Annotated in this window: 19 protein-coding genes and 4 riboswitches; of the genes, 2 read left to right on the top strand and 17 right to left on the bottom strand. The window is 42.1% G+C overall.

Annotated features, from left to right (window positions below; all coding sequences use genetic code 11):
* Positions 1-25: 25 nt before the first annotated feature.
* The 14 genes from DESMER_RS02115 to modA (DESMER_RS02050) all read right to left on the bottom strand — a co-directional run bounded on the left by DESMER_RS02115 (position 26) and on the right by modA (DESMER_RS02050) (position 14,859).
* A complete protein-coding gene (locus tag DESMER_RS02115; protein ID WP_014901414.1) occupies positions 26-709 on the bottom strand; it encodes a response regulator in 684 nt (227 codons plus the stop codon).
* Position 710: 1 nt separating this feature from the next.
* A complete protein-coding gene (locus tag DESMER_RS02110) occupies positions 711-3,386 on the bottom strand; it encodes a sensor histidine kinase (protein ID WP_014901413.1) in 2,676 nt (891 codons plus the stop codon).
* Between the two features lie 317 nt (positions 3,387-3,703).
* On the bottom strand, positions 3,704-4,234 hold the full coding sequence (gene cobO, locus DESMER_RS02105; protein WP_014901412.1) for a cob(I)yrinic acid a,c-diamide adenosyltransferase: 531 nt from the start codon (positions 4,232-4,234) through the stop codon (positions 3,704-3,706).
* A 143-nt stretch (positions 4,235-4,377) separates the two neighbouring features.
* Positions 4,378-5,250, bottom strand: a complete 873-nt coding sequence (locus DESMER_RS02100; protein WP_042333283.1) for a nitrogenase component 1 — start codon at positions 5,248-5,250, stop codon at positions 4,378-4,380.
* Between the two features lie 144 nt (positions 5,251-5,394).
* Positions 5,395-5,580, bottom strand: a riboswitch (cobalamin riboswitch).
* A gap of 137 nt (positions 5,581-5,717) precedes the next feature.
* Positions 5,718-5,900: riboswitch (cobalamin riboswitch) on the bottom strand.
* Positions 5,901-5,978: 78 nt separating this feature from the next.
* Positions 5,979-6,911: an NADH-quinone oxidoreductase subunit G gene (locus DESMER_RS02095; protein WP_014901411.1), complete on the bottom strand. Its 933-nt coding sequence runs from the start codon at positions 6,909-6,911 to the stop codon at positions 5,979-5,981.
* 98 nt (positions 6,912-7,009) lie between these two features.
* Entirely contained in the window at positions 7,010-7,276 is a 267-nt protein-coding gene (locus DESMER_RS02090) for a hypothetical protein (RefSeq protein ID WP_014901410.1), read from the bottom strand.
* Positions 7,277-7,352: 76 nt separating this feature from the next.
* On the bottom strand, positions 7,353-8,444 hold the full coding sequence (locus DESMER_RS02085; protein ID WP_014901409.1) for an XdhC family protein: 1,092 nt from the start codon (positions 8,442-8,444) through the stop codon (positions 7,353-7,355).
* 170 nt (positions 8,445-8,614) lie between these two features.
* Positions 8,615-8,744, bottom strand: a riboswitch (molybdenum cofactor riboswitch).
* A 34-nt stretch (positions 8,745-8,778) separates the two neighbouring features.
* Positions 8,779-9,633 carry a ModD protein gene (gene modD / locus DESMER_RS02080; RefSeq protein ID WP_014901408.1) on the bottom strand — a complete coding sequence of 285 codons (855 nt, stop codon included), beginning with the start codon at positions 9,631-9,633 and terminating at the stop codon, positions 8,779-8,781.
* A 65-nt stretch (positions 9,634-9,698) separates the two neighbouring features.
* On the bottom strand, positions 9,699-10,562 hold the full coding sequence (gene modA, locus DESMER_RS02075; RefSeq protein WP_014901407.1) for a molybdate ABC transporter substrate-binding protein: 864 nt from the start codon (positions 10,560-10,562) through the stop codon (positions 9,699-9,701).
* 17 nt (positions 10,563-10,579) lie between these two features.
* Positions 10,580-11,641, bottom strand: coding sequence for a sulfate/molybdate ABC transporter ATP-binding protein (locus tag DESMER_RS02070; RefSeq protein WP_014901406.1), 1,062 nt, complete (start codon positions 11,639-11,641; stop codon positions 10,580-10,582).
* Position 11,642: 1 nt separating this feature from the next.
* Positions 11,643-12,329, bottom strand: a complete 687-nt coding sequence (gene modB / locus DESMER_RS02065; RefSeq protein WP_042334194.1) for a molybdate ABC transporter permease subunit — start codon at positions 12,327-12,329, stop codon at positions 11,643-11,645.
* A gap of 127 nt (positions 12,330-12,456) precedes the next feature.
* Positions 12,457-12,591, bottom strand: a riboswitch (molybdenum cofactor riboswitch).
* Positions 12,585-13,274 carry an ATP-binding cassette domain-containing protein gene (locus DESMER_RS02060; protein WP_014901404.1) on the bottom strand — a complete coding sequence of 230 codons (690 nt, stop codon included), beginning with the start codon at positions 13,272-13,274 and terminating at the stop codon, positions 12,585-12,587. (Overlaps the previous riboswitch by 7 nt.)
* The gene (modB, locus tag DESMER_RS02055; protein ID WP_042333279.1) at positions 13,267-13,959 is read right to left on the bottom strand and encodes a molybdate ABC transporter permease subunit; all 693 of its coding nucleotides are present in this window, start codon (positions 13,957-13,959) and stop codon (positions 13,267-13,269) included. Before modB (DESMER_RS02055) ends, DESMER_RS02060 begins: the two co-directional genes overlap by 8 nt.
* 87 nt (positions 13,960-14,046) lie before the next feature.
* A complete protein-coding gene (modA, locus tag DESMER_RS02050; RefSeq protein ID WP_014901402.1) occupies positions 14,047-14,859 on the bottom strand; it encodes a molybdate ABC transporter substrate-binding protein in 813 nt (270 codons plus the stop codon).
* Positions 14,860-15,080: 221 nt separating this feature from the next.
* Between modA (DESMER_RS02050) and DESMER_RS02045 the strand changes: the two genes are divergently transcribed.
* A complete protein-coding gene (locus DESMER_RS02045; RefSeq protein ID WP_014901401.1) occupies positions 15,081-16,034 on the top strand; it encodes a helix-turn-helix transcriptional regulator in 954 nt (317 codons plus the stop codon).
* Positions 16,035-16,132: 98 nt separating this feature from the next.
* Here DESMER_RS02045 and DESMER_RS02040 read toward each other — a convergent pair whose 3' ends face one another.
* A complete protein-coding gene (locus tag DESMER_RS02040) occupies positions 16,133-16,597 on the bottom strand; it encodes a NapC/NirT family cytochrome c (protein ID WP_014901400.1) in 465 nt (154 codons plus the stop codon).
* A gap of 290 nt (positions 16,598-16,887) precedes the next feature.
* On the opposite strand from DESMER_RS02040, the gene DESMER_RS02035 reads away from it, so the two are divergent.
* Positions 16,888-17,700: a DUF2935 domain-containing protein gene (locus DESMER_RS02035; RefSeq protein ID WP_014901399.1), complete on the top strand. Its 813-nt coding sequence runs from the start codon at positions 16,888-16,890 to the stop codon at positions 17,698-17,700.
* 82 nt (positions 17,701-17,782) lie between these two features.
* On the opposite strand, the gene DESMER_RS02030 is transcribed toward DESMER_RS02035, so the two are convergent.
* Positions 17,783-19,789, bottom strand: coding sequence for a methyl-accepting chemotaxis protein (locus tag DESMER_RS02030; protein WP_014901398.1), 2,007 nt, complete (start codon positions 19,787-19,789; stop codon positions 17,783-17,785).
* A gap of 382 nt (positions 19,790-20,171) precedes the next feature.
* A complete protein-coding gene (locus tag DESMER_RS02025; RefSeq protein ID WP_014901397.1) occupies positions 20,172-21,698 on the bottom strand; it encodes an FAD-dependent oxidoreductase in 1,527 nt (508 codons plus the stop codon).
* Between the last annotated feature and the right edge of the window lie 15 nt (positions 21,699-21,713).

Raw genomic sequence — 21,713 nt, 5'->3', positions numbered from 1 at the left:
TTCCTATTCCCTCCAAGTGAGTCTATTACAACAAACGATATCCTACCCCTGATTCAGTGATAATATGCTGTGGACGGGATGGATCAAGTTCCAACTTTCTCCTAATCTGGCCAATATAAACCCGTAAATACTGTACTTCCTTCTCATAGGAGGGTCCCCATACCGTGCGCAGTAGATAGCTGTGGGTTAATACCTTTCCAGCATTAATCGCCAAATTCTTAACAATTTCATATTCTGTCAAGGTAAGCTTGATCTCTTGATCATCTCTGGTAACCCGGCGATGCAAAAAATCGATGGACAAGTCAGCAAAATGCAAAACCGGCTGTTCCTCTACTCCTTTGCTGTGACGCATTGCCGCTCGAATTCGAGCCAGTAATTCACCCATGCCAAAGGGTTTCGTCACATAATCATCTGCCCCAACATCCAGAGCGGTAATCTTATCATTCTCTTGTTCATTGACCGATAAAATGATAATAGGTACTTTTGTCCATTCTCGCAGTATACGCACTACCTCTATCCCGTCAAGATCAGGCAACCCTAAATCCAGAACTACTAAATCCGGACTGAAAATAGCAACTTCCTCAAGACCCTCTTTACCCGTCTTAGCATCTTTGACCACATATCCATGACTGGTTAAGGCCACTCTTAAAAATTTCCTGATTTGGGTTTCATCATCAATAATCAGAATCCGCTGACCTTTGTTTTCCATCTTACTCCCCTTCATCCATCTCGGGTACGATCCCCAAAAATTGGTTGGTTAATGGCAAAGTAAAGGTAATTGTCACCCCGCCGAGTGTATTGTTTTCGGCCCAAATGTTTCCGCCATGTGCTTCGATGAATCCTTTACAAATGGCCAGTCCAAGCCCAGTTCCACTTACTTGCAGCGGGGAACTGAGCCGATAAAACTTATCAAAAACCTTGCTTAAATCTGTTTCAGGAATGCTTTGACCCCGGTTAGAGACCACAATTTCCAGATGATTTTCTTGTTGCCGGATGGATACCTTAATTTTACTTGCTGCTTCAGAGTACTTAAGGGCATTATCCAGCAGGTTGACCAACACCTGCTCGATCAAGATTCCATCTGCCTGGACTAAGGGCAGATTTTCCTGGATATTAATGTCCAGAGGTCGTCGAGTTAAGGTGTCTCCCAATCTCTTAATTGCCACTCCGACAATATCTTGAAGATCACACCAATCTTTCTTTAAGCGCAGCATCCCACTTTCTAACCGTGCCATATCTAACAAGTTACTAATAAAACGATTCATTCGTTCAGCTCCATGAAGAATGGTTTTTAGCAACTCTTTGCGAACCTCGGGGCTATAGACGAGATTTTGATCTTCTAACAACCCTGTGACTCCTCCGATAATAGAAGCCAGAGGTGTGCGCAAATCATGAGAAAGGGAATTAAAAAGTGCCGTGCGTAAGCGTTCAGATTCAATTAAGGAAAGAGATTCTCTGGCCTGCTCCGCCAATTTGACTCGATTGATGGCCATAGCAGCTAATCCTGTAAAGGCTTCTAATAAGCGAAATCTTTCAGGATCTAAATTCGCCTTTCGGTCACTGCTATATATTCCCAGAACTCCTTGCATTCCCTGCTCTGTGCGCAGTGGCAGGTATAAGGCCTTAGCAGTTCCCAAAGTCTCCGTTCCGCTGCCTGCTTTTAGTCCCCTTTCATAGACCCAAGTGGCAACTGAAAGTTCCTGCCGATCTAAGAAATCATCGGATCCGGAATTCTTTCTTAAGGCAAGTTGGGCCTGTTCATTGGGCAAAAGCAACATTACTTGTCCCTCTAGGGTTTTCGAGACATTACTGACGATACTGTCTAACACGGCTTCTAGGTCATCGACAGCGGCTATATCCCGGCTTAGAGAATAAAGTGCAGAAATGCTGTTCTGCCTTTGCCGGGAATAGTTTACTTGCTTTTTTAAGCGGTCTGATAGAGTTCCCGTAATCACACCTACCCACAGGAAAATAGCAAAGCTAATGAGATAACGAAGGTCTGCCACCGTAAACTTAAAAATTGGAGGGACAAAGAAGAGATCAAAGGCAATCGTTCCCATTAAGGCCGTTGCAATGGCTGGCAGAGTCCCCCAGCGAGCAGCACTGATTAGAATAGGAAGTACGTAAGCTAAGGAAATATTAACCAGGCCAAAAAAAGGACTTAATCCCCTAAAAAATAAGGTCATGAGAGTAATCATCAGGCCTGAGACCAAATAAGGAATAATCTGTGGAAAAATCCTCTGCTGAGTCTTAGCTCCAGTATCTTCGTTTTTCTTCAATCTATGAATTTGCGACAGGCCTACCTCCTGCTTATTCCCAGGGATAACATGGATGCTAATTCCTTGACTTTGTCGAATTACCTTGTCCACGACGGATCCATGCAAGATCTCCCAAAAACGGGTATGCTCGGGCTTGCCAATAATTATCTGGGATACATTGCGTTTTTTGGCTGCTTCTAGAATTGCCTCAGCAACACCGTTCCCTGTTAAACCAATAATTTCCGCACCTAATTCCTCCGCCAAACGGAGATTTTTAGCCATAGAATCTTTTTCTGCCTCACTACTGGGGAAGCGGCGCAGAGTTTCCACATGGACGGCTAATAACTCCCCTTGTACTTTCTCTGTCATTCTTTTAGCTATCCGAATTAACTGCGCTGAAAAGGGACTGGCACTTATGCAGACCAAAATCTTCTCTCCTGTAGGCCAGGGTACGGCTATCCCGTGGACTCTCCGATAAGATTCCAGCTGACGATCTACGCGTTGCGCAGTATAGCGGAGAGCTAATTCTCTCAAAGCGTTAATATTGCCCATCCGAAAGAAATTTTTAAAGCCCTCTGTTTCCTGATCGGGAACATGCACCTTACCATCTTTTAGCCTTTGAATTAACTCCTCGGGGGGAATATCGATCAACTGAATTTGGGAGGCTATTTCTAGCATCTGGTCAGGTACTGTCTCTCCTACAGTTACCCCAGTAATTTGAGCTACGATATCATTCAGGGTTTCTAAGTCCTGAATATTCATTGTCGTATATACATTGATGCCTTCTGACAATAATTCTTTGACATCCATATAACGTTTTTTATGCCGTGATCCCTCTGCGTTCGTATGAGCCAATTCATCAATTAAGACAAGTTGTGGATGCCTTGTCAAGACAGCTTCCAGATCCATTTCTCGAGAAATCTTACCCTTATAGTTCAGATATCTTGTGGGAATGACCGTTAATTTCTGAACCATTGCCTCAGTATCTGTTCTACTGTGAGTCTCAACGAAACCCACAACGACATCTATACCTTCTGACAACCTTCCTATAGCCGCTTCTAACATGGCATAAGTTTTTCCAACCCCGTATGCTGCTCCTAAGAATATTGTAAGTTTTCCCTTTGGCATCCTTATCACCCTCATTATTTACGGTCTAGATCATTATTGTCTGACAAACTTAAACAAACATACTAAATGCAGCCTTAATTATAGTGCTTTTGTACATATAAATGATGTAAAAATTTAAGTAAAGAGCATAAAAAAAAAATAAAGATCGCATTCTATTTGATAATATAGAAAAATACTGCGGACAGCAAATCCGACTCTTGTAAAAATCGAGGCGTAACCTCTAATGTTTTTAACGGCTTTGATTAAAGTGGGGCGCTAAAGAGCTTGAAAAACAAGCTTTTTACCGCCCCACGATCTTTATTAGGCACAGACAAATTTTAATATTCAATTCCCACTCGCGCCATTATGCCCTTTTCCATGGGATGTTTGAGAGAGGTTATTTCTGAGACATAATCCGCTAATTCGATTAACTTTACTGGAGCATCTCTCCCTGTCAAAATCAGTTCGAGTTTTTTAGGTTTGTTCTTTACTGCCTCAACTACTTCCGCCAGCGGTAGAAAACGATAATTCACAGCAGCCATAATCTCATCCAGGATGACCATGTCCCACTCCTCGCTCATGATTGCCTCAATAGCATAATTCAGACAAACCCGCATTTCTCTTTTCAAACTACCTGTTTCTTCATCGCTCATTTCCCAAACAAATTTGTCATTTTCTTTGTAACGAAAGATTTGAAAGTGGGGTTCTAAGGCGGCGATAACTTTCATTTCTCCGGTATCCCATCCTTTTAAAAATTGAACCATATTAACCTTAAGTCCCTGCCCATAGGCTCTGATTCCTAACCCAATTGCTGCCGTGGTCTTACCCTTTCCAGCACCGGTATAAATATGGATAAGTCCTTGTTCCATGCTTTTGTCTCCCTTCTTTTGACTTAGTACTTAAAACTTGTCCAATCATGAGACTCTACTTCTACAAGGCGGAGTGGTACCCCAATACAACAAAGAATTTGATATTCTCGCCCTTGTAAGGTACGCTCCTCCAATATTAAAAGTTATCCTGCGATAAAAGAAGCTAAATAGTCATAGCCTCTTTTTCCGATATACTCGTAATCCATCCCAGTATAGATAGATCCGCTCAAGCCTACTTGTGGAATAGACACATATTGGGCAGAGCCTGGGCCCAGGAGTCTCTGATAAAGCGGGTCACCAACAATGATATCCGGCCGTATTATTTCGATCCACCGGGCAAGGGCTTCCTTGTCTTCAAACAAGTGGACATGGGAAAGCGACTTTTCCTGATAAACTTTCTCCATTCGCCTATCCATTTTTATCAGGCTGGCTGTTTTAACATAGTTAAGCCCAAAGTCATTAAGCAGACAAGCAGCCATGCAAGAAGCAAAGAGGGGTTCACCTATCACGACGGCGCTTTGTCCAGACTGTGGCTTCCTGGTGGGGGCATATCTTTCCTGACTTGTTAAGCTTTGCGGAAGGCCTGGGATCTCACCCAAAACTTTAAACAACTGCCGCATACCCCATAAACCTACCGGTACATTCAAACTATAAGGTATCGAATATTCTATTTCCATATACCGAGCAAGACCTAGCCCCTCATGGGATACGACAAGGTTTAAGGCTGCTGAGGACATTTTTCTATAGGTCTCCAAGCCAATTTTCTCTAAGGGCGAGCAATTGATTTCCAAACCTAGTTTACCCAGTTCGTCAATGATTTCGAAAAAATGGGATTCTTCGCCCAGACTTAGAGGGGTATACCCAATAATATTTACTTGATTTATCTTCTTTTCCCTCCTTTGCCGAAACGTAAGATCAATAAGGTATTGTGAATACCTGTCAAACATAGATATACTGAATTTTTCCGATTCCTTCGGATCACTTTCCTCCAATCCAGGAACTTGAAGTAGTTGCATAAGAACTCCCTCCTCCAGTGGTTCTTATCTACTGTACTCACTAAAAGATTCGACAATAAAAAACCTCTCAACCGATAGTCGAGAGGCTAAACGCTGAAAAATATTGCTCAGCACAAATAAAACCTCCTCCATCGCTCGTGGATTTGTGGCATAGAGCTTTAGGCAGGTCTTCTGACTTCAGGTCATCAATGATTCACACCTTCCCAGTCTTAACCAGTGGCATAACTGAACCATTTCCCCATCACAGCGGCGGGACCATGCAGGAATTACACCTGCTTCCCTTTTAAACCAAAGTTCTCAAACTTTAGTACCTAAATCTATTAGTTTTTAATTGTCTATCTGACCCTACGGCAATTATGCAGTACATTCCTCCGCTCTCTAATTGCATTGGTAGAGCAGCTCCCTGTAATAAATGAAGCCCTCCAGAAATGAAGGGCTAAACAGCAAGTCCCTCCACCCATCTTCCGTGAGTAAAGCATAAGCAATCAGGTCTCCTGGCTCAGGTTCCTCGTAAACTGCCTCCTTCTCAAGTTTCCTCAGTGGATGTGGCAGTAACTCCCCATTACAGTGGCGGGACCGCGTCGGATTTCAACCGACTTCCCTGTTACAATTTTTCAGTAAGAAAAATCTCTTGCTTATCTATATAAATTGGCAAACTAAACTTATCATAAAGGCGACCCTCGGTCAAGTGTCTGCTACAAGCAAGACAGAAACCACTTAGTAAAGGCCTATTTTTCCAGCATATTTATCTTTTCTAGTATATTGCCTAAACCTAGAAACTCCGCCCAGCTAACTTGAATAAACTCACCATCTTGATTGATGAAAGGCAACTCCGTCCGGTGAGGGTTATAACTAAAATCAGCGCCCATACGCCCTTTAAGACAAAGCGGTCGGCCATTGGCAGCCGATTTTGCTATAACCCCAACAACTTTGCCATGTTTTGAGTTAATAACAAATTTACAGCCGTAATCGCAAAATGTACAGGTTACTTCTTCTGTCGTAAACTCCCACACTCTGCCTTTACCTACCATACTCTTATCCACAAGAGCTCCCACTGGACAGATTGCTACGCATCTATTGCAATAAACACAAGCCGAATCCTTTAAGTCGGTGTCCATAAAAGTTGAAATCTTAGTCTCAAATCCACGATTTGCAAAACTAATTACACTGCGTTCCGCTACTTCCTCACAAGTAGCAACACATTTTCCGCATAATATGCATTTGTTGAGATCTCTTAAGATATATGGGTTTGTATCATCAATGGGAAGCCGGCGTTTTTCCCCATTGTAAACTTTTCCGTTTACACCATATTCATAGGCATAGTCTGCCAATGAACATTCCCCCAGCTTTTGACAGGTCATGCAGTCTAAGGGATGATTGGCGACCAACAGATTAAGAATTGTTTTACGTGCATTCCTAACTTTTGGATTCTGCGTTTCTACCTTCATGCCTTCAGCTGCTTGAATAGCACAAGATGGAGAAAGATTACGCATTCCTTCGATTTGAACAACACATAAGCGGCAAGCGCCGGAGGGAGTAAGCGCTGGGTCATGACACAAGGTAGGAATTGGAATATTATTCAGGCGACAGGCCTCAAGTACAGTTGTACCTTTCGGGACACTGACTTTTCGTCCGTCGATGGTTAAAGTAAGGCTCTCCATGTGTTTCACTCCTTAACTATAAATTGTTTATTTTACTACATCATTAAAACTCTTTTTTGAGCTTGTTACATATCGGCTTATTTCTATTTTTTACATGACTATTTCGCAAGCATCCTAAGTTTAGGCTTATCTCTGGCTTGAACCTCAGCAACAAGCTCGTCGTAGAGGTCATGAAGTCTTGATAGACCTTGAGCTACCTGTTGAAGGGTGCAGTTATTTGCTACATATTCCCTTTCATCTGAAAATCCTACCATGATAAAATCCGTGAATTCTACTATTTTCTGCGTATCATAATTTATAACAACAAGTGATAACCCTTGGCCTTCGGGCTTGAGCTTAAATACTGAATCGGCTGGTTCTTGCATCAACGAAGTCCTCCTTAGATATTTAGTTTGATCTCGTTATAAGAATGTTTAAGATTTGTCAATTTATCTGCTTTTCTCAGGCCAACTGCTTCTGTACTTTTATTACCTGACCAAGAATACCTACAGCAATTTCTGCCGGAGTCTCAGCTCTTATTTTCAAACCAATCGGAGAATACAATTTTTGTAATGACTCGCTCTGGATTCCTTCTTTCTCCAACTCTGCTTTTAGGGCTTTGACCTTTCTATAACTGCCAGTCATTCCAATATACCTGGTTGGTTGGTTAATCACTTTCCGAAGACATACCTTGTCAGAATAAGTTCCTCTGGTAACAAGCACAATGAACGTCTGTGGATTGATACTTAGAGTATCTAATCCGCGTTCAAGATCATCACAAATAATCCTATCCGCCAAGCAAAGGCGGGCAGAATTAGCAAGTGCTGGGCGGTCATCTAAAACTGTCACCTGGTACCCCAGAACTTTAGCCATAGCCACCAGTGGTTGGGCGATATAACCTGCCCCTACAATCACCAGATGCAGAGTAGTTGTTGGAGGCTCAATAAATAACCGCAAGCAAGCCTTCGACAGGGAAGGCTCACATATCTCAAACTCAGAATCCATACTAATTAACTGCGGATGTAATTTTTCCCCACCTGCCATAGCTTTCTCTAGGGCAGCTTTGTTCAATTTCTCCGAGCCTAGATCCCCTAATGCATCCCCGGTACTTCTGGTAAATAGCTTTTTTCCGATTAACTGTTCGTCGAGTGCTTCGATTACAGTTACAAGTGTGGGATTGTCGCTCATTAAAGCTGAGAGATAGTGCTTATTAAGATTTATTTGCTTTAAGGGGTTTTGAAAACCTAAATAATCTATGAATAAACCCATGATACCCCCACAAACCATTCCCTCTTCTTGAATATCATCTGCAATCATATTTAGATAATAGATCTTTGAAGTGTGTGTCGCAATAACCTTGAAAGCTTCCTGCCTGGCCTCATCCTCACCGCATCCACCGCCGAGGGTACCAGTCGTAGTGCCGTCAATGTAGACCAACATCTTAGCCCCAGGTTTGCAAGGAGTCGATCCGAGGGCACTGGTCACAGTTATCAAGGCCGCCTCCAGGCTTTGGTCAAATACCCTTACTAGCCCCAGAAAAACATCTTTATCCATAAAACCTTGCCCCCTAACCCCTGCCTCTCTTTTCTCAATATAGCAAATCCCGGTTAATTAGGATCTCATGACTTCCTGGATATCCTTTTCTGTCAATATGTTCTTCAACTGAATCTTATCTATAAAAATAGCTCCACTCATAGAGAGTGGAGCCCACACAAAATATACCCTTTGCAGGCCCGCCACCTCCTTTTCAATAGTGAAGGCAGATCCGTTTCCAGACATGCCCGAGGGCTAAAACCCTGGCCGAAATACCATAATTTACTCTTTAGGTGGTTCGGCTCGGAGATAGTAAATTATAAAGTTTTTACAAATACTTCTCTGCTTCAGTGAATCAAGGAGTTTGGATATTCTCCATCGTCACTCCAATATCAGAGGGTTTACCAAAATACATGGAAGTTGTTACAATCCCATCGATACCTGTTCGAGCATACTCTTCAATATTCCCTTCATTAATCCCACCCGCTCCCAGCAGCGTAATATTAGGGTTAAGGTTGTGAATTTCAGCGACGATGATCCTTAGATCCTTGGCCGGGACTTTATCAAATTGTAATCCATCAACACCCGATTCGATTAAGAGGCGAGCATCCTCAATGCTTTCTACCTCTACGATAATTTTCTTTTCACAGGCCTTTCCTTTGATTACCTTAATCATCTCGGCCAGATTATGGATATCTCCCAGAAAATTGACATGCTGCTTGAAAATTAAGATAGTTTCAGATAGACCTAAACGATGAGGATAAGCACCTCCAGCAATAATCGATTTGATGGAGAGCTCCTTGGTGCCTGGAAATGATTTTCTGGTAGCAACGACGGTGGAATGCGGGTCTATTGCCTTGGCTTTATCTACCATCCTTTTTGTTCTAGTGGCAATACCTGAACAGTATTCAAGAATATTCAGAGATACTTTCCAGGCCATGTGCAGGTTTTCTGCCAAACCTTCAGCTATTATAAAGGTATCTCCTGGATTGACGATAGTACCTGATGGTAAGGACTGCAGCTCGGTTACTCCCAGTTTACGAAAAATCCTTAATACCTCCTCAACCCCGGATAAAACCGTAAATTCCCTGGCCTTAAACGAAATTCTTCCCTTCATTCCACCTATGCCAAGTGTCAAGGTTGTCAAATCAATATACGGAACATCCTCTTTGATCCATCTCTCAATAGTCTCATCGCTAATATAAAGCATCCTTACACCTCCAATTTTACTGTTGTAACCACACCTAACACCACAAAAGAACGAACGGGTCTAGCTTATTCCCCCCTGATAAATCCATTTTTCTCAAAGATCTTCATCGCTTCATCACTCTGCAGGTATTCTAAAAACTTTGAGGCTTCATCACCGTTTTTAGAGGATGCAACTACTGCCGCCGGCAAGGTCACTGGCTTATGCGAGTTAGCTGGAGCAGGCGCTACAATCCTAACCTTATCTGAGGTGATCGCTATAGTATCCCAAACAAAACCTGCCTCAGCATTCTCCGTTTCCACATAAGTCATTATTTGCATTAAATCCTTACCGATCACAAACTTTGGTTGTAACTTGTCCCATAATTTCAGGGTCTCTAGGGTTTCCTTTGTTGTTTTGGCCGCAGGAACTGATTCTGCTTCACCAATCCCTATTTTCTTGACCTCTTCGTTTGTTAGATCTTCAAAACTCTTAATCCTAGTATTGTTCTTATTAACAACCAGCACTAGCTCGTCTCCCAATAGATTTATCCTAGTCCCTTGCTTAATCAGCCCTTTTTGCTCTAAGGCATCCATTTGCGGTTTGCCCTGAGAGATAAAGATGTCCGCAGCGGCGCCTTGTTCAATTTGGTTTTGAAGTGATCCCGATGGTCCATAATTGTAAACCAGTTTGACTTGAGCATTCTTCGCTGTATAGAGCCCCTTGATTTCTTCAAGCGAACCTTTCAAGCTTGGCGCAGTGGATACTAAGAGTTCGATAGGTTTAACTTGCTCAGTTTGACTGCCCTCAGTTTTTGGAGTTTCATTAACTGCACTTGAACAGCCGGACATTAACAGGACTATTAATCCTAGCAAAGCAGCTATCAGAGTATAGGAGACTTTGGCTTTACAAGCTTTTTGAGGTTCGCAAGCTTTGGTACTAAGTAATTTCATAGTTCACACTCTCTCCTCTACACAATTATTAAATCAACAGGGTTTATTCTTAGGGTCCAAGGCTGAGGCTTATCCTTCAACTCTAACCAAGTTTGTTTTGCTATCTCCCATTGAAGAGTACCGTGGTTCTGCTTTTGATGATCCCTTTCTGTAACTAGATATACTATCGTACGAGATGGGGTCTCGCTGGCAAATTTCAGCCAACACCTGAAGACATTATCCTCTTTTTCGTCTCGGGCAATTTCGAGCATATGGGCATGAACACCTACATGTTTGATTTGCTTTGGAATTGTACCCTTGGTCTTTAGGCGTATCCCCCATTCAAGGGCATCTAATTCAAAGGGTGATATGTATTTTGCTTGAGAAAAATTCTTACAACCAGTTAACTGGGCTGCTACAAGGGAAGGGGGACACTTGAAGACTTCCTCTTTTCCCCCTTTAGCTTCAATTTTCCCCATTGACAGCACCACTAACTGATCACAAATCCTATAAACTTCGTCCATGTTATGGGTCACAAACAGAGTAACTCCTTGATAATCCGCTAAATTATCTGTCAATTGGTTAACCACCTGGCCTCTTAGATAATCATCCAGGGCTGAAAAGGGCTCATCCAAGAGCAGCGCCTCGGGCTCAACCGCTAAAGCCCTGGCTAAAGCAACTCGCTGCTGCTGTCCTCCGGAAAGCTGATTGGGGTAGCGTTTTTCTAAGCCTTCCAGTTGAATCAACTTCACCTTTTCACTGATAATTGCCAATCTGTCCTCCCTGTTTTTATCTCCAATTCCAAAGCCAATGTTCTCCTCCACCGTCATATTAGGGAATAAAGCGTAGTTTTGAAACAAATATCCAAGTTTCCGCTTGCGACAGGGGAGATTTATTCCTTTCTTAGAGTCAAATAATGTCCTGCCGTTAAGGACAATTCTGCCCTGATCAGGAGTATCAATTCCCGCGATGCAGCGCAAGGTCATACTTTTACCTGAGCCTGAAGCGCCTAAAAGTCCAAGAATATTCTTACTCGCTTCAAAACTCACATCCAGCTCAAACCCTAGAAGCTTTTTTCGAATATCTACCAATAGTTCCATGCTATTTCCTGCCTGCTGAAATTATTAACTTACGCTGGTAATCCGTCCAATAGTTCATTAACGTCATAACAATCAGTGAAATAATAAAGATTAGTATCACCCAGAGTAAAGCCTTATTCATATCTCCACTTTCGGCAGCAAAGAAGATAGCCGCAGGGATGGTCAATGTTTTACCCGGTATGTTGCCCCCTATCATCAGTGTGGCACCAAAATCTCCCAGAGCTCGTGCAAAGGCCAAGACCATTCCTGCGGCAACTCCCGGCCAAGAGAGCGGAATTGTAATCTTCCAGAATATCTTCCACTCCGAGACACCTAGTGTGCGTGCAGCATAAATAATATTTTGATCAATCTGTTCAAAAGAACTTCTTACTGTTCGATACATTAAAGGAAAGGCCACGACTGAGGCTGCAATAACAGTAGCCTGCCAAGAGAATATGACCGTCGTTCCAATGGCTGTGAGAAATTTTCCAAGGGGCCCATTCTTACCAAACAAAACAAGCAACAAAAAGCCTAAAACAGTTGGTGGCAATACCAAGGGAAGAGTAAGGACACCGTCAATCAATCCCTTAAATTTTCCCCGATACCCTGAAACAAAACACGCTGCAGCAATACCTAAAAAGAAAGTAACAATAGTGGCCATGGTTGCAGCTCTTAAAGATATAATTAGCGGAACAAAGTCAATCTCCATCAAATCAAAAGACACATTAACCCCCTTACAGAGTTAGTCATAGTTAATAGGTTAGAAATCCTGGCCTTAGCATAGAGGCAAAACAATAGGGCTCCCCGAAAAGGGAGCCCTGAGTAAACTAGTAGCCTAGCATTACACCTGTACTCCTTTTCAAAAAGTGAAGGCATACCTGTTTCCAAGAATACCCTGAGGATCTAAAGTCCTGTCCAGCGACCGTAGACTTTGATCCTTAGGTCAGACTGGCTCGGAGATTTACTATTTAATTTTCCTAAGACTTGTTTCATTTAACTTATCTGACATCTTAATCGTCTCTTGCTTACCCCGATCCAGCTTAATAATCTGATCTCCAAGCATTTCTGCTTCCTGTGGATCATGGGTGACTAAAATGAAGGGAATCTGCCATTGGGCTTGCAGCCTAAGCAGTTCTTGTTGAAGCGTTCTTCGCGTGTCCTGATCAAGTGCTGAAAGTGGCTCATCCAGTAGTAAGAGTTCTGGCTCAGTCATTAAGGCACGAGCTAAAGCCACTCTTTGTTTTTCCCCCCCAGAAATCTGGTTGGGATAGCGCTGCCGGAGATGTTCAATCTTCAGCATTTCTAATACATTGGAAACGGTTAAAACCTTGTTAGGGCTATTATCCTTTTTGGGCATACCGTACATTACATTCTTTTCAACAGTCATGTGGGGAAAGAGAGCATAGTCCTGAAAAACATACCCTATACGCCGATTTCTGATAGGAACATTTATGCCCTCTTCAGTAGAGAAAACGGCTTTATCATTGATCTTAATCTCGCCTTGAGAAGGGGTCTGCAGGCCCGCGATGCACTGCAGGATCGTGGTTTTGCCAGCCCCGGAGGGACCGACCAAAGCAAGGATTCCGTTACTCAAAGAAATGTCTGCTTCCAGATCAAAAGAGGGCAACTTTTTTTCAAAATGTGCCTTAAGCATGATCCCCGCCCCCTTTCCTATCCTTCTGAGAGCCTTTCCCCCAACGGTTTAGCCCATAAATCACCATAAAACTAAACACTGTCATAATGATAACCAATATACTTGCTTGCCTTGTATCTCCTGATTCATTGGCAAAGTAGATAGCCAACGGCATTGTTTGAGTCTTACCCGGGATATTCCCAGCAATCATCAACGTTGCTCCAAATTCGCCCAGAGATCGGGCGAAGGCTAATACCAAGCCTGCCACAATTCCATTCCAAGCCAAAGGCAGAGTGATAGTGAAGAATATTCTTAGCTCCTTTGCCCCCAATGTACGGGCAGCCTTTTCAAGGTTGGGGTCCACATTCTCCATTGCTACCTTCACTGATTGATACATTAACGGCAAAGCGACAACGGCAGCCGCAACAACAGCTCCTGCCAAGGTAAAGACTATTCTGGTGTGGAACCATTGTTCTAACAGCTTTCCCAGAGGACCATTCTTGCCAAAAACAAAAAGCAGCATAAAACCAATAACCGAGGGCGGTAATACCAAAGGTAAGGTAATAATTGACTCGACGACATCCTTGCCCAGAAACTCCCTCTTGGCCATCAAACCAGCTAGTGGTATGGAAGTACAAGTTACAATGATAACGGCTGCGAAGGCAACTTTTAGGGACAAGATAATTGGAATAAAGCTAAAATCCATAAGGCTCACCGCACTTCGTCCAGTTTTCAGGGCTCCTGCTTAATAATTATGGGTAAGTTCTTCAGGAAGGCGATCCCCTGAACAACTTTACTTTGCTATCGACTTAAATCCGTATTGGGTAAAGATTTTCTGAGCATCCGAACTCTGTAAGTACTTTAAAAACTCTTCTGCAGCTTGTTGATTTTTGGTAGCTGAGATAATTGCCGCAGGGTAAACAATAGGCTTGTGGCTGCTCTCAGGAAGAGCCATAACAACTTTCACCTTATCTGAGCCCTGAGCATCGGATTGGTATACCAGGCCCGCGTCCACGTTGCCTGTTTCGACATAATTTAAGACTTGGGTTACATCCTTAGCCAAGACAAACTTAGGCGTTAATTGCTCCCAAAGCTTGAGGCTTGTCAAAGCTTCCTGCGCATATTTTCCGGCAGGCACAGACTCAGGAGTGCCGATACTAATTTTCCCTACATCAGCTTTAGCCAGGTCTGCTAGCGAGGTTACCTTGTTGTTTTGCTTTCCTGTAACAAGAACTAAGTCATTCCCCAGTAAATCAATTCTGCTTTCTTTAACCAGCAAATTTTTTTGCCCCAAAGCATCCATTTGAGATTTACCTGCAGAAATAAAAAGATCAGCCGGTGCACCCTGTTCAATCTGTTGTTGGAGAGTTCCTGAACTTCCAAAGTTAAAAGTAAGCTTCACTTCGGGTTTTTTCTGAGCATAGTCCTTTTGCAGTTCAGTTAGCGAATTTTGCAGACTTGCCGCAGCCGATACCATGATTTCTGTAGATTCTACCTGAGTAGTTTTTTCTGGCGATTGGGCGGGATTATTCGCATTACAACCTACACTAGATAAGATGATCAACAAACTAAAACTTAATACTAATAACCATGATATTTTTTTCACTTTCCACTCCTCCTCAAGCACTTTTTCTCGACTACTCCATTCATGTTAGGTTGTATTAGCTAATGTTGGTCAATAATAACTTCTACAACCATTCATAAACAAACAAAACCTAACAAGACTGAATTACACTGACATTATACTATGTGTTATAATACATTAGCAAGTACATTCAGCAAAGTATACAGTACATTTGCATACTTATAAGAGACAGGAGCTTAGCTATGTCCACTGATATTTCCTATACGCCCGAAGAAATTGCCAAGATCTTAAAGATTTCGAAATTTACAGTATATGAGCTGATCAAAAGAGGTGAGCTTACTGCTTATCGCATTGGTCGTAAAGTCCGTGTAGAGGGTGCTGATCTTGAGGCTTATAAGCAAAAATCTAAGGGCCTAAGCACATCTACCCCTCCTCTAGACCCCTCAGCCATTAACGAGGAATTAGTTCATCGCCATCGTTTAACCAGTGACGAAAGCTTAGTTATCTGCGGCCAAGATATTGTTTTGGACATTTTGACCCGGTATTTAGAGAAGCAATTTCCCCAGGTTCACTTCTTACGCCGCTATATCGGTAGTATTGATGGGCTGATGGCCTTATATCGCGGGTTGGCCAACGTTGTCACTGCCCATTTATGGGATAGCGATACTAACGAATACAACACCCCGTATGTACGAAGACTAATGCCTGGTCACCAAACCTGTGTCATTAACTTAGTCTATCGAATGGAAGGATTCTATGTTGCTAAGGGAAATCCCAAAAACATAACCACTTGGGGAGACTTAGTCAAACCTGAAGTTCGTTATGTAAACAGAGAAAGAGGCTCAGGGGCAAGAGTATTGTTAGATGAACAACTGAGGATCTCGGGAATTAAGCGCCAAGACATTCTTGGCTACGGAGAAGAAGAGTTAACCCACTTGGCCGTCGCCAGCAAAGTTGCCCGCGGTGAAGCAGACGTTGGTTTGGGGATTGAAAAGGTTGCTATGCAATTTGCTAATCTTGATTTTATCCCCCTTCATAAAGAACGCTATGATTTAGTAATGCGCTTGGAAGATGTGGAACGCCCACATTTCCAGGCATTAATCAGCATCTTAAGATCCTCCGCATTTCGAAATGAAGTACAGGGAATTGGAGGGTATGACATATCTCAAATGGGTGAGATCATCGCAGAAGTCTAGTAAAAATTTTACGATGTCTCTTCAATCCTAATCTCCGAACGCGAAAGTCTTGCTCCATGATCTACTGGTTTCTAAATTACTATCATTTTCCGTTGTGACTATTCAAACCTCTCGTCTACCATAAGGCCATTCTTATGCCCCGTATCTCTATGGCAATTGTTGCAGCCTACACCATTCTTAATATGTTTGGCATGCCCTTTAGGCATGGGAGGTGCCTCTAATTCCGGCTTAAAATCACCTAAATGGCAAGTAATACAATTCGACTCATAAACCACGGCTTTCATTGGGAATGAGTAGTCACCCTTAATATGTATTCCAATATCTCTAACACCACGAGCAGTGAAATCCATTCTACGAAAAATTCCTCTATTTTCATGGCATGACCGGCAGTCCACACTGCTGTGAGGGGACTTTTTCCATGACACTGCATAGGGTTCCACTTCATGACATCTTAGACATGTCAATGGATTACCAAACCAAGAATAGCTTACTCTATAAACTGTATATAATAGTACTATTACTACAAGTCCAGTAAGCATTAAGCCCTTATTGGCAGATTTCATTAATAATCACCTTTTTCTTTATCAACTTATGAATTAGGATTCTCATTTCTTAAGTAACCATACAATGATTAAGATATTTTTCAATAAGCTTCGTCTACAGATAGGTCAGGCGACAATTTCCATACTTCCCGAAAAATCCCAATTGATTAAGAAATAGGGCTTGGTCAAAAACAATTTGACCAAGCCCTATTTCCATTGAACAATCGACGCAGGGTATTGCTTATCTCATGGTATAACTCATTTATGGGCGAATATCATTAACTAGCAATGGTTAAAGAGGAGGTTTTTCCATGAGCTCTGGCTATATCACATCTGCTTTATATGAGCACCGTTTTTGGTTACAGGTTCTTGGGGATCATTCCCGTTTCATCTATAAAGCCTTAAGCCCTTCAGAAAAGGAGGAAATCAGCCGGGCACTTTACTTTATTCAGGAATTTGATAATTTACTCACTCAAACCCGGCAGAATTTAAATAGGGAGGAACTAAGTAGTATCAATCAACTTATTTGGCAGCGAGTTCAACAATTAAAAGAGTTTAAATTGCATTTGATTCAGAGACATCTCACAGGTCAAATCGGATTATCTCTCCCTCCTTCATTTATAAGCCATATGGTCAATGAGCTAGAAGAGTATCTATTAGTGTTAGGCTTTCTGCTCAAGGGGGAAGATGTTCCGTTACTCCATCCTACTCACTATCATTTGTTGTGGCTGCTTGATGCCATCGGACATGCTAACTCAATTGCAACCACTCTCGACGCTGTCGAAAAATCCTTACGAATGCAAGGTCAGCGATTTACTAGAGATTTTGAATCGTCTTATCAGAAAGCTATTGAAATGGTTGGCCTTGCGAGATCATTAAAGAATTTTCCAGAGTTAGCTGAGTTCAATCATGAAGCAGCAAGCCAGATCCAACAGTTTAATCAATTTTTGATACAGCTGCAAGAAATGCTCCTTAGTAATACTGCGTTAGGTATCATTGACCCTTTAATACCAGATCACATGCTGCGAGAGGAATGCTACTATTTAATAAAACTTTCCTGTGTTTCCGATGTTAAGAGTCCTCCCTGCGACCCGGGAAAGCCGAGAATCTCGGAAAAGCTCTGACAACCATAAGCCATAAAATTACAGACAAGGAGTAGTAATCGAGTCTTTACAACTCTTTTACTACTCCTTAATATAGCTTATATTATTCAACCTTGAAGCTCGATACTATCTTCATAAGATTATCAGAACTCTGCTTTGATAAATCCGCCTGCTTCATAACCTCATTGGAATTTTCCATAACGGTTATGCTTTTCTCTGCAATTACCGTTGCTCCTTCAGCTCCTTGATTTGCAGCTACGGCAATTTCCTCGATAACCTTAGCCATTTCCTGCATAGAAGCGGTAAGTTCTTCCGCAGTTGCACTGAAATCACTTACCAGGTTATCAACCAACTTAGCATCCTCATTGTATTGCTCACTGATTTCAAGCATATTGTCAAATTCTTTACGAACCTCTTTATCTATGAATTCCAAAATACTGGCAGAGCTCTCAGCCAGATTACCTACCGCCGAGACAACAGTCTTAGTCACATTCTGTATTTCATTAACCGTTTCTTTAGAGCTTTCTGCCAGCTTCCTTATCTCATCGGCTACAACTGCAAAACCCCTGCCTGCTTCTCCGGCTCTTGCTGCCTCTATGGCTGCATTTAAGGCAAGTAGATTCGTTTGGGAAGTGATCTGTAATATTGAGTCCGAAAGTATATTAATCTGATCAACGGCTTTGGATTCTTCAATAGCCTTGACCATTTTTTCTTGGGTGGTTAAATAGATCGTCTGAGCATTGCTTTGGGAAGCAATGGTGTTTCGATTAAGGGCGCTTGCTCTATTACTTATCTCCCCCGCCGAGACAGCTCCCGCTTCTGCTTTACTGGCGATTGAGCCTACCGCTCTCTCGATCTCTGTAACAGATGCACTCATTTCCTCACCTGAAGCGGCAGTCTCTTCCATTCCCGCAGACAGTTCCTCAGTCGTAGCAGAGACTTCTCCAATCTGAGAAGTCAACTCCGAGATTGCCTTACCAGTTGCTATGACTGTGTTCCTTACATTGTGGGACTCAGTGATTACACCTTTAACCAGCTCTTTTACTGACTTCTGCATAGTGTCAATTGCTTTACTTAATAAACCAATTTCATCCTTTCTCTCTAAAAGTTCCTTGGGGGAGGAGTGGGTAAAGTCTCCTGAGGAAATAATCTTTAGGTGTTCTGCAGCTGACATAATCGGATTTGCGATTAGCCTCGCAACTAAGTAAGCTGCACCTATGCTAAGCAGTAAAAAAATTACTGAAGCGATAAAAACGGATCTGCCCATTGTATGTACCCCTGCCATAACCTCATCTTTAGGAGCAGCCACCGCTAAGGACCAAGTTGTACCCGGTACCGGTACATAGCCAAGATATTTTACGATTCCGTTATATTCGTACTCTCCGACTCCGGTCTTGCCTTCGATCATTTGTCTCTCGATATTTACCAAAGATTCTAATTTAGGATCCTCCTTGACGTTTTCCAGATCATTATCCATATTCATAACAAGATCAGGGTTACTATGGGCAACCTTTATCCCCTTATTATCAATCATAAATGCTTTACCAGATTTGCCATAGGTAATGTCATTCGTAATTTTAATTAATTCTGACCCCTCTCTCATTGCAACTAACACCCCAACTATGGCTCCGTCCTTTTTTATCGGAACAGCATAGACAATGATCATCGATCCGTCATCTTTGTTGACAATCGGTTCAGATATTGTTCTTTCACCTGTAATTGCTTTCTGGAAGTATGCTCTTTCTTTCAAGTTAACATCTTTTCCAGTTTGGCCAGATACTATTAAGCCATCTAGGCCAAGAGTAAACATCTGTTTATGCCCTAATCTTTTTGCTTCATCTTCAAATAATTTAGTTATAGCCTCTGAACGGACGCCAATGCTGTTTTTTACTTCTTCCATGTTAGCAACCGTTTCAAGGTTATCTAAGACTGCAGCCATTCTTACAGACACAACCTTTGCACCTTCATTTGCTATCAGAGGGAGGTTTTGGTCAACCTGATCAGAAATGGAGTTAGAAGCAGCAATATACGATATAAGTCCCAATCCACCACAAACAGTTAGTAAGAGCGCCCCGATATAGACAATCATTTTTATCTTAATACTTTTCATAACTATTTCTCCTCATCAATTTATTTGTTCGATATTTTCTGTTAGAGCAGATTGTTTATTTGTTAATTTGTCACACCCCTCTTGACTTGATATTTAGTTATGGAACTTGATAAGTTTTCTCATATAGACTAGATAAAACAGAAAAATTTTTCTTATACAAATCTTAATCCTATCTGTAACATTTAGGGAGTGACTTAAGTCATTAAAAAATATGCAAAAGTCATTATTAAATTAGACAAATTGCATATTTGCTATAATTATTGTTTTTAAGTGGCTGCCAAAACTATTACGTACCCAATGAACAGGCTCTCCACTTTAATAAAGAACCTGTCCAAATATCCAGCATCTTTACTTATTTATATGGGTAAATCTCGTTTAAGAGCTATAATGTCTCAAGCTCCTGCATCGCTGGCCCTTCCAAAATCTTGCCATCAATCGTAAATCTTGAGCCATGGCAAGGGCAATCCCAAGAGTGTTCAGCGTCATTCCACTGTACTTCGCAGCCCAGGTGTGTACATGTTGTATCTACAATATGCAGCTGGTTTTCTGAATCCTTATATACTCCTGCTCTATGCCCTTGGACATCGGCAACTATAGCCTCCCCAGGATTGACTGTGAGCTCATCTTGAACCGGTTTGAGTTTTCCGGATACAAAGTTTATCCCCACATCTGTATTCTGAACAACAAACTCAACCGCAGAAGCGGAATTAAAACGAGAGGGATGATAGACTTCTTGCCATGGTGATTCCCCTTTGACAATTAAATCTCGCAGGATTAGTCCTGATACTGTGCTATGGGTCATCCCCCATTTTCTAAATCCACTTGCAATATAGAGATTTGGCCGATCAGATGTCATCTGACCTATGTACGGAATATCATCCAGCGTAGTACAATCCTGAGTTGACCAACGATATGGGAAATCCTCCACTGTGAAGAGCTCTTCAGCAAAATTCATCAGATTTAGATAATGCTGAACTAAATTCTCACCGTGGCCAGTCTTATGTTTTTCTCCGACAATCAGAACTCTTTCTCCATCTTCCGTGGGCAGGGATCGAAGTGATCGAGTAGGAGTTTCAGCATTTATGTACATTCCGCCGGGGAATGGCTCCTTAACCTTTGCCACCACCGCATAGGCTCTTTCCGTATACAATCTTGAGAAGTAGAGTCCCGGAAAGTTATGACAAGGGTAGTGGGATGACATAATAACATGACTGGCTGTGACCCTCTTTCCTTTAAGGGTTATCACGTCATAAGGGCCTTCTCCCTGAAGATCCACAACCCTAGATTGTTCATAAATCCCCCCCCCTTTGTCTTCAAGCATTTTAGCAAGGGTCAGTAAATACTTGCGAGGATGAAATTGGGCTTGATTATCAAACCTCAACGCACCTTTAATTGGGATTGGTATCTCTAATTCAGTTTGATAAGATGCTTTAATGCCTAATTCCTCCGCCACAGTCAGCTCATCTTGAAGTTTCTGAATATATTCATTGGATTGGGTATATACATAGGCTGACTGCCAACTAAAATCACAGTCAATCTTTTTCTCTTCGATTAACTTGGCGACAAATTTAATTGCAGTTTCATTAGCATCTGCATATTGCTTTGCTTTTTCTAAACCCATCTGATGTTTTATCTGCTCATAGATTAACCCGTGCTGAGAGGTAAGTTTTGCAGTGGTATGAGCCGTCGCACCCAGCAAAATACGATCCGCTTCTAAAACGGCAACCTTCAGCCCTTCTTCTGCAAGTAAGTAAGCTGTCGTAATACCGACCATTCCCCCGCCAATAATAGCGACATCCACTTTTAGATCTTCGTTTAAGGTCGGATAATCTGTCTTTGGAGTAGAGGCAATCCAAAAAGACTTTGGGGGATTCTGCAAGGTAGAGTTAGCTTTACTTTGTTGATTCATTTTACGTATTCAACC

Origin of the sequence: Desulfosporosinus meridiei DSM 13257 (assembly GCF_000231385.2) — a bacterium.
Lineage (GTDB): Bacteria > Bacillota > Desulfitobacteriia > Desulfitobacteriales > Desulfitobacteriaceae > Desulfosporosinus > Desulfosporosinus meridiei.
Note: the sequence above shows the minus strand (reverse complement) of the source record. Positions and strands in the feature narration are given on the sequence as shown.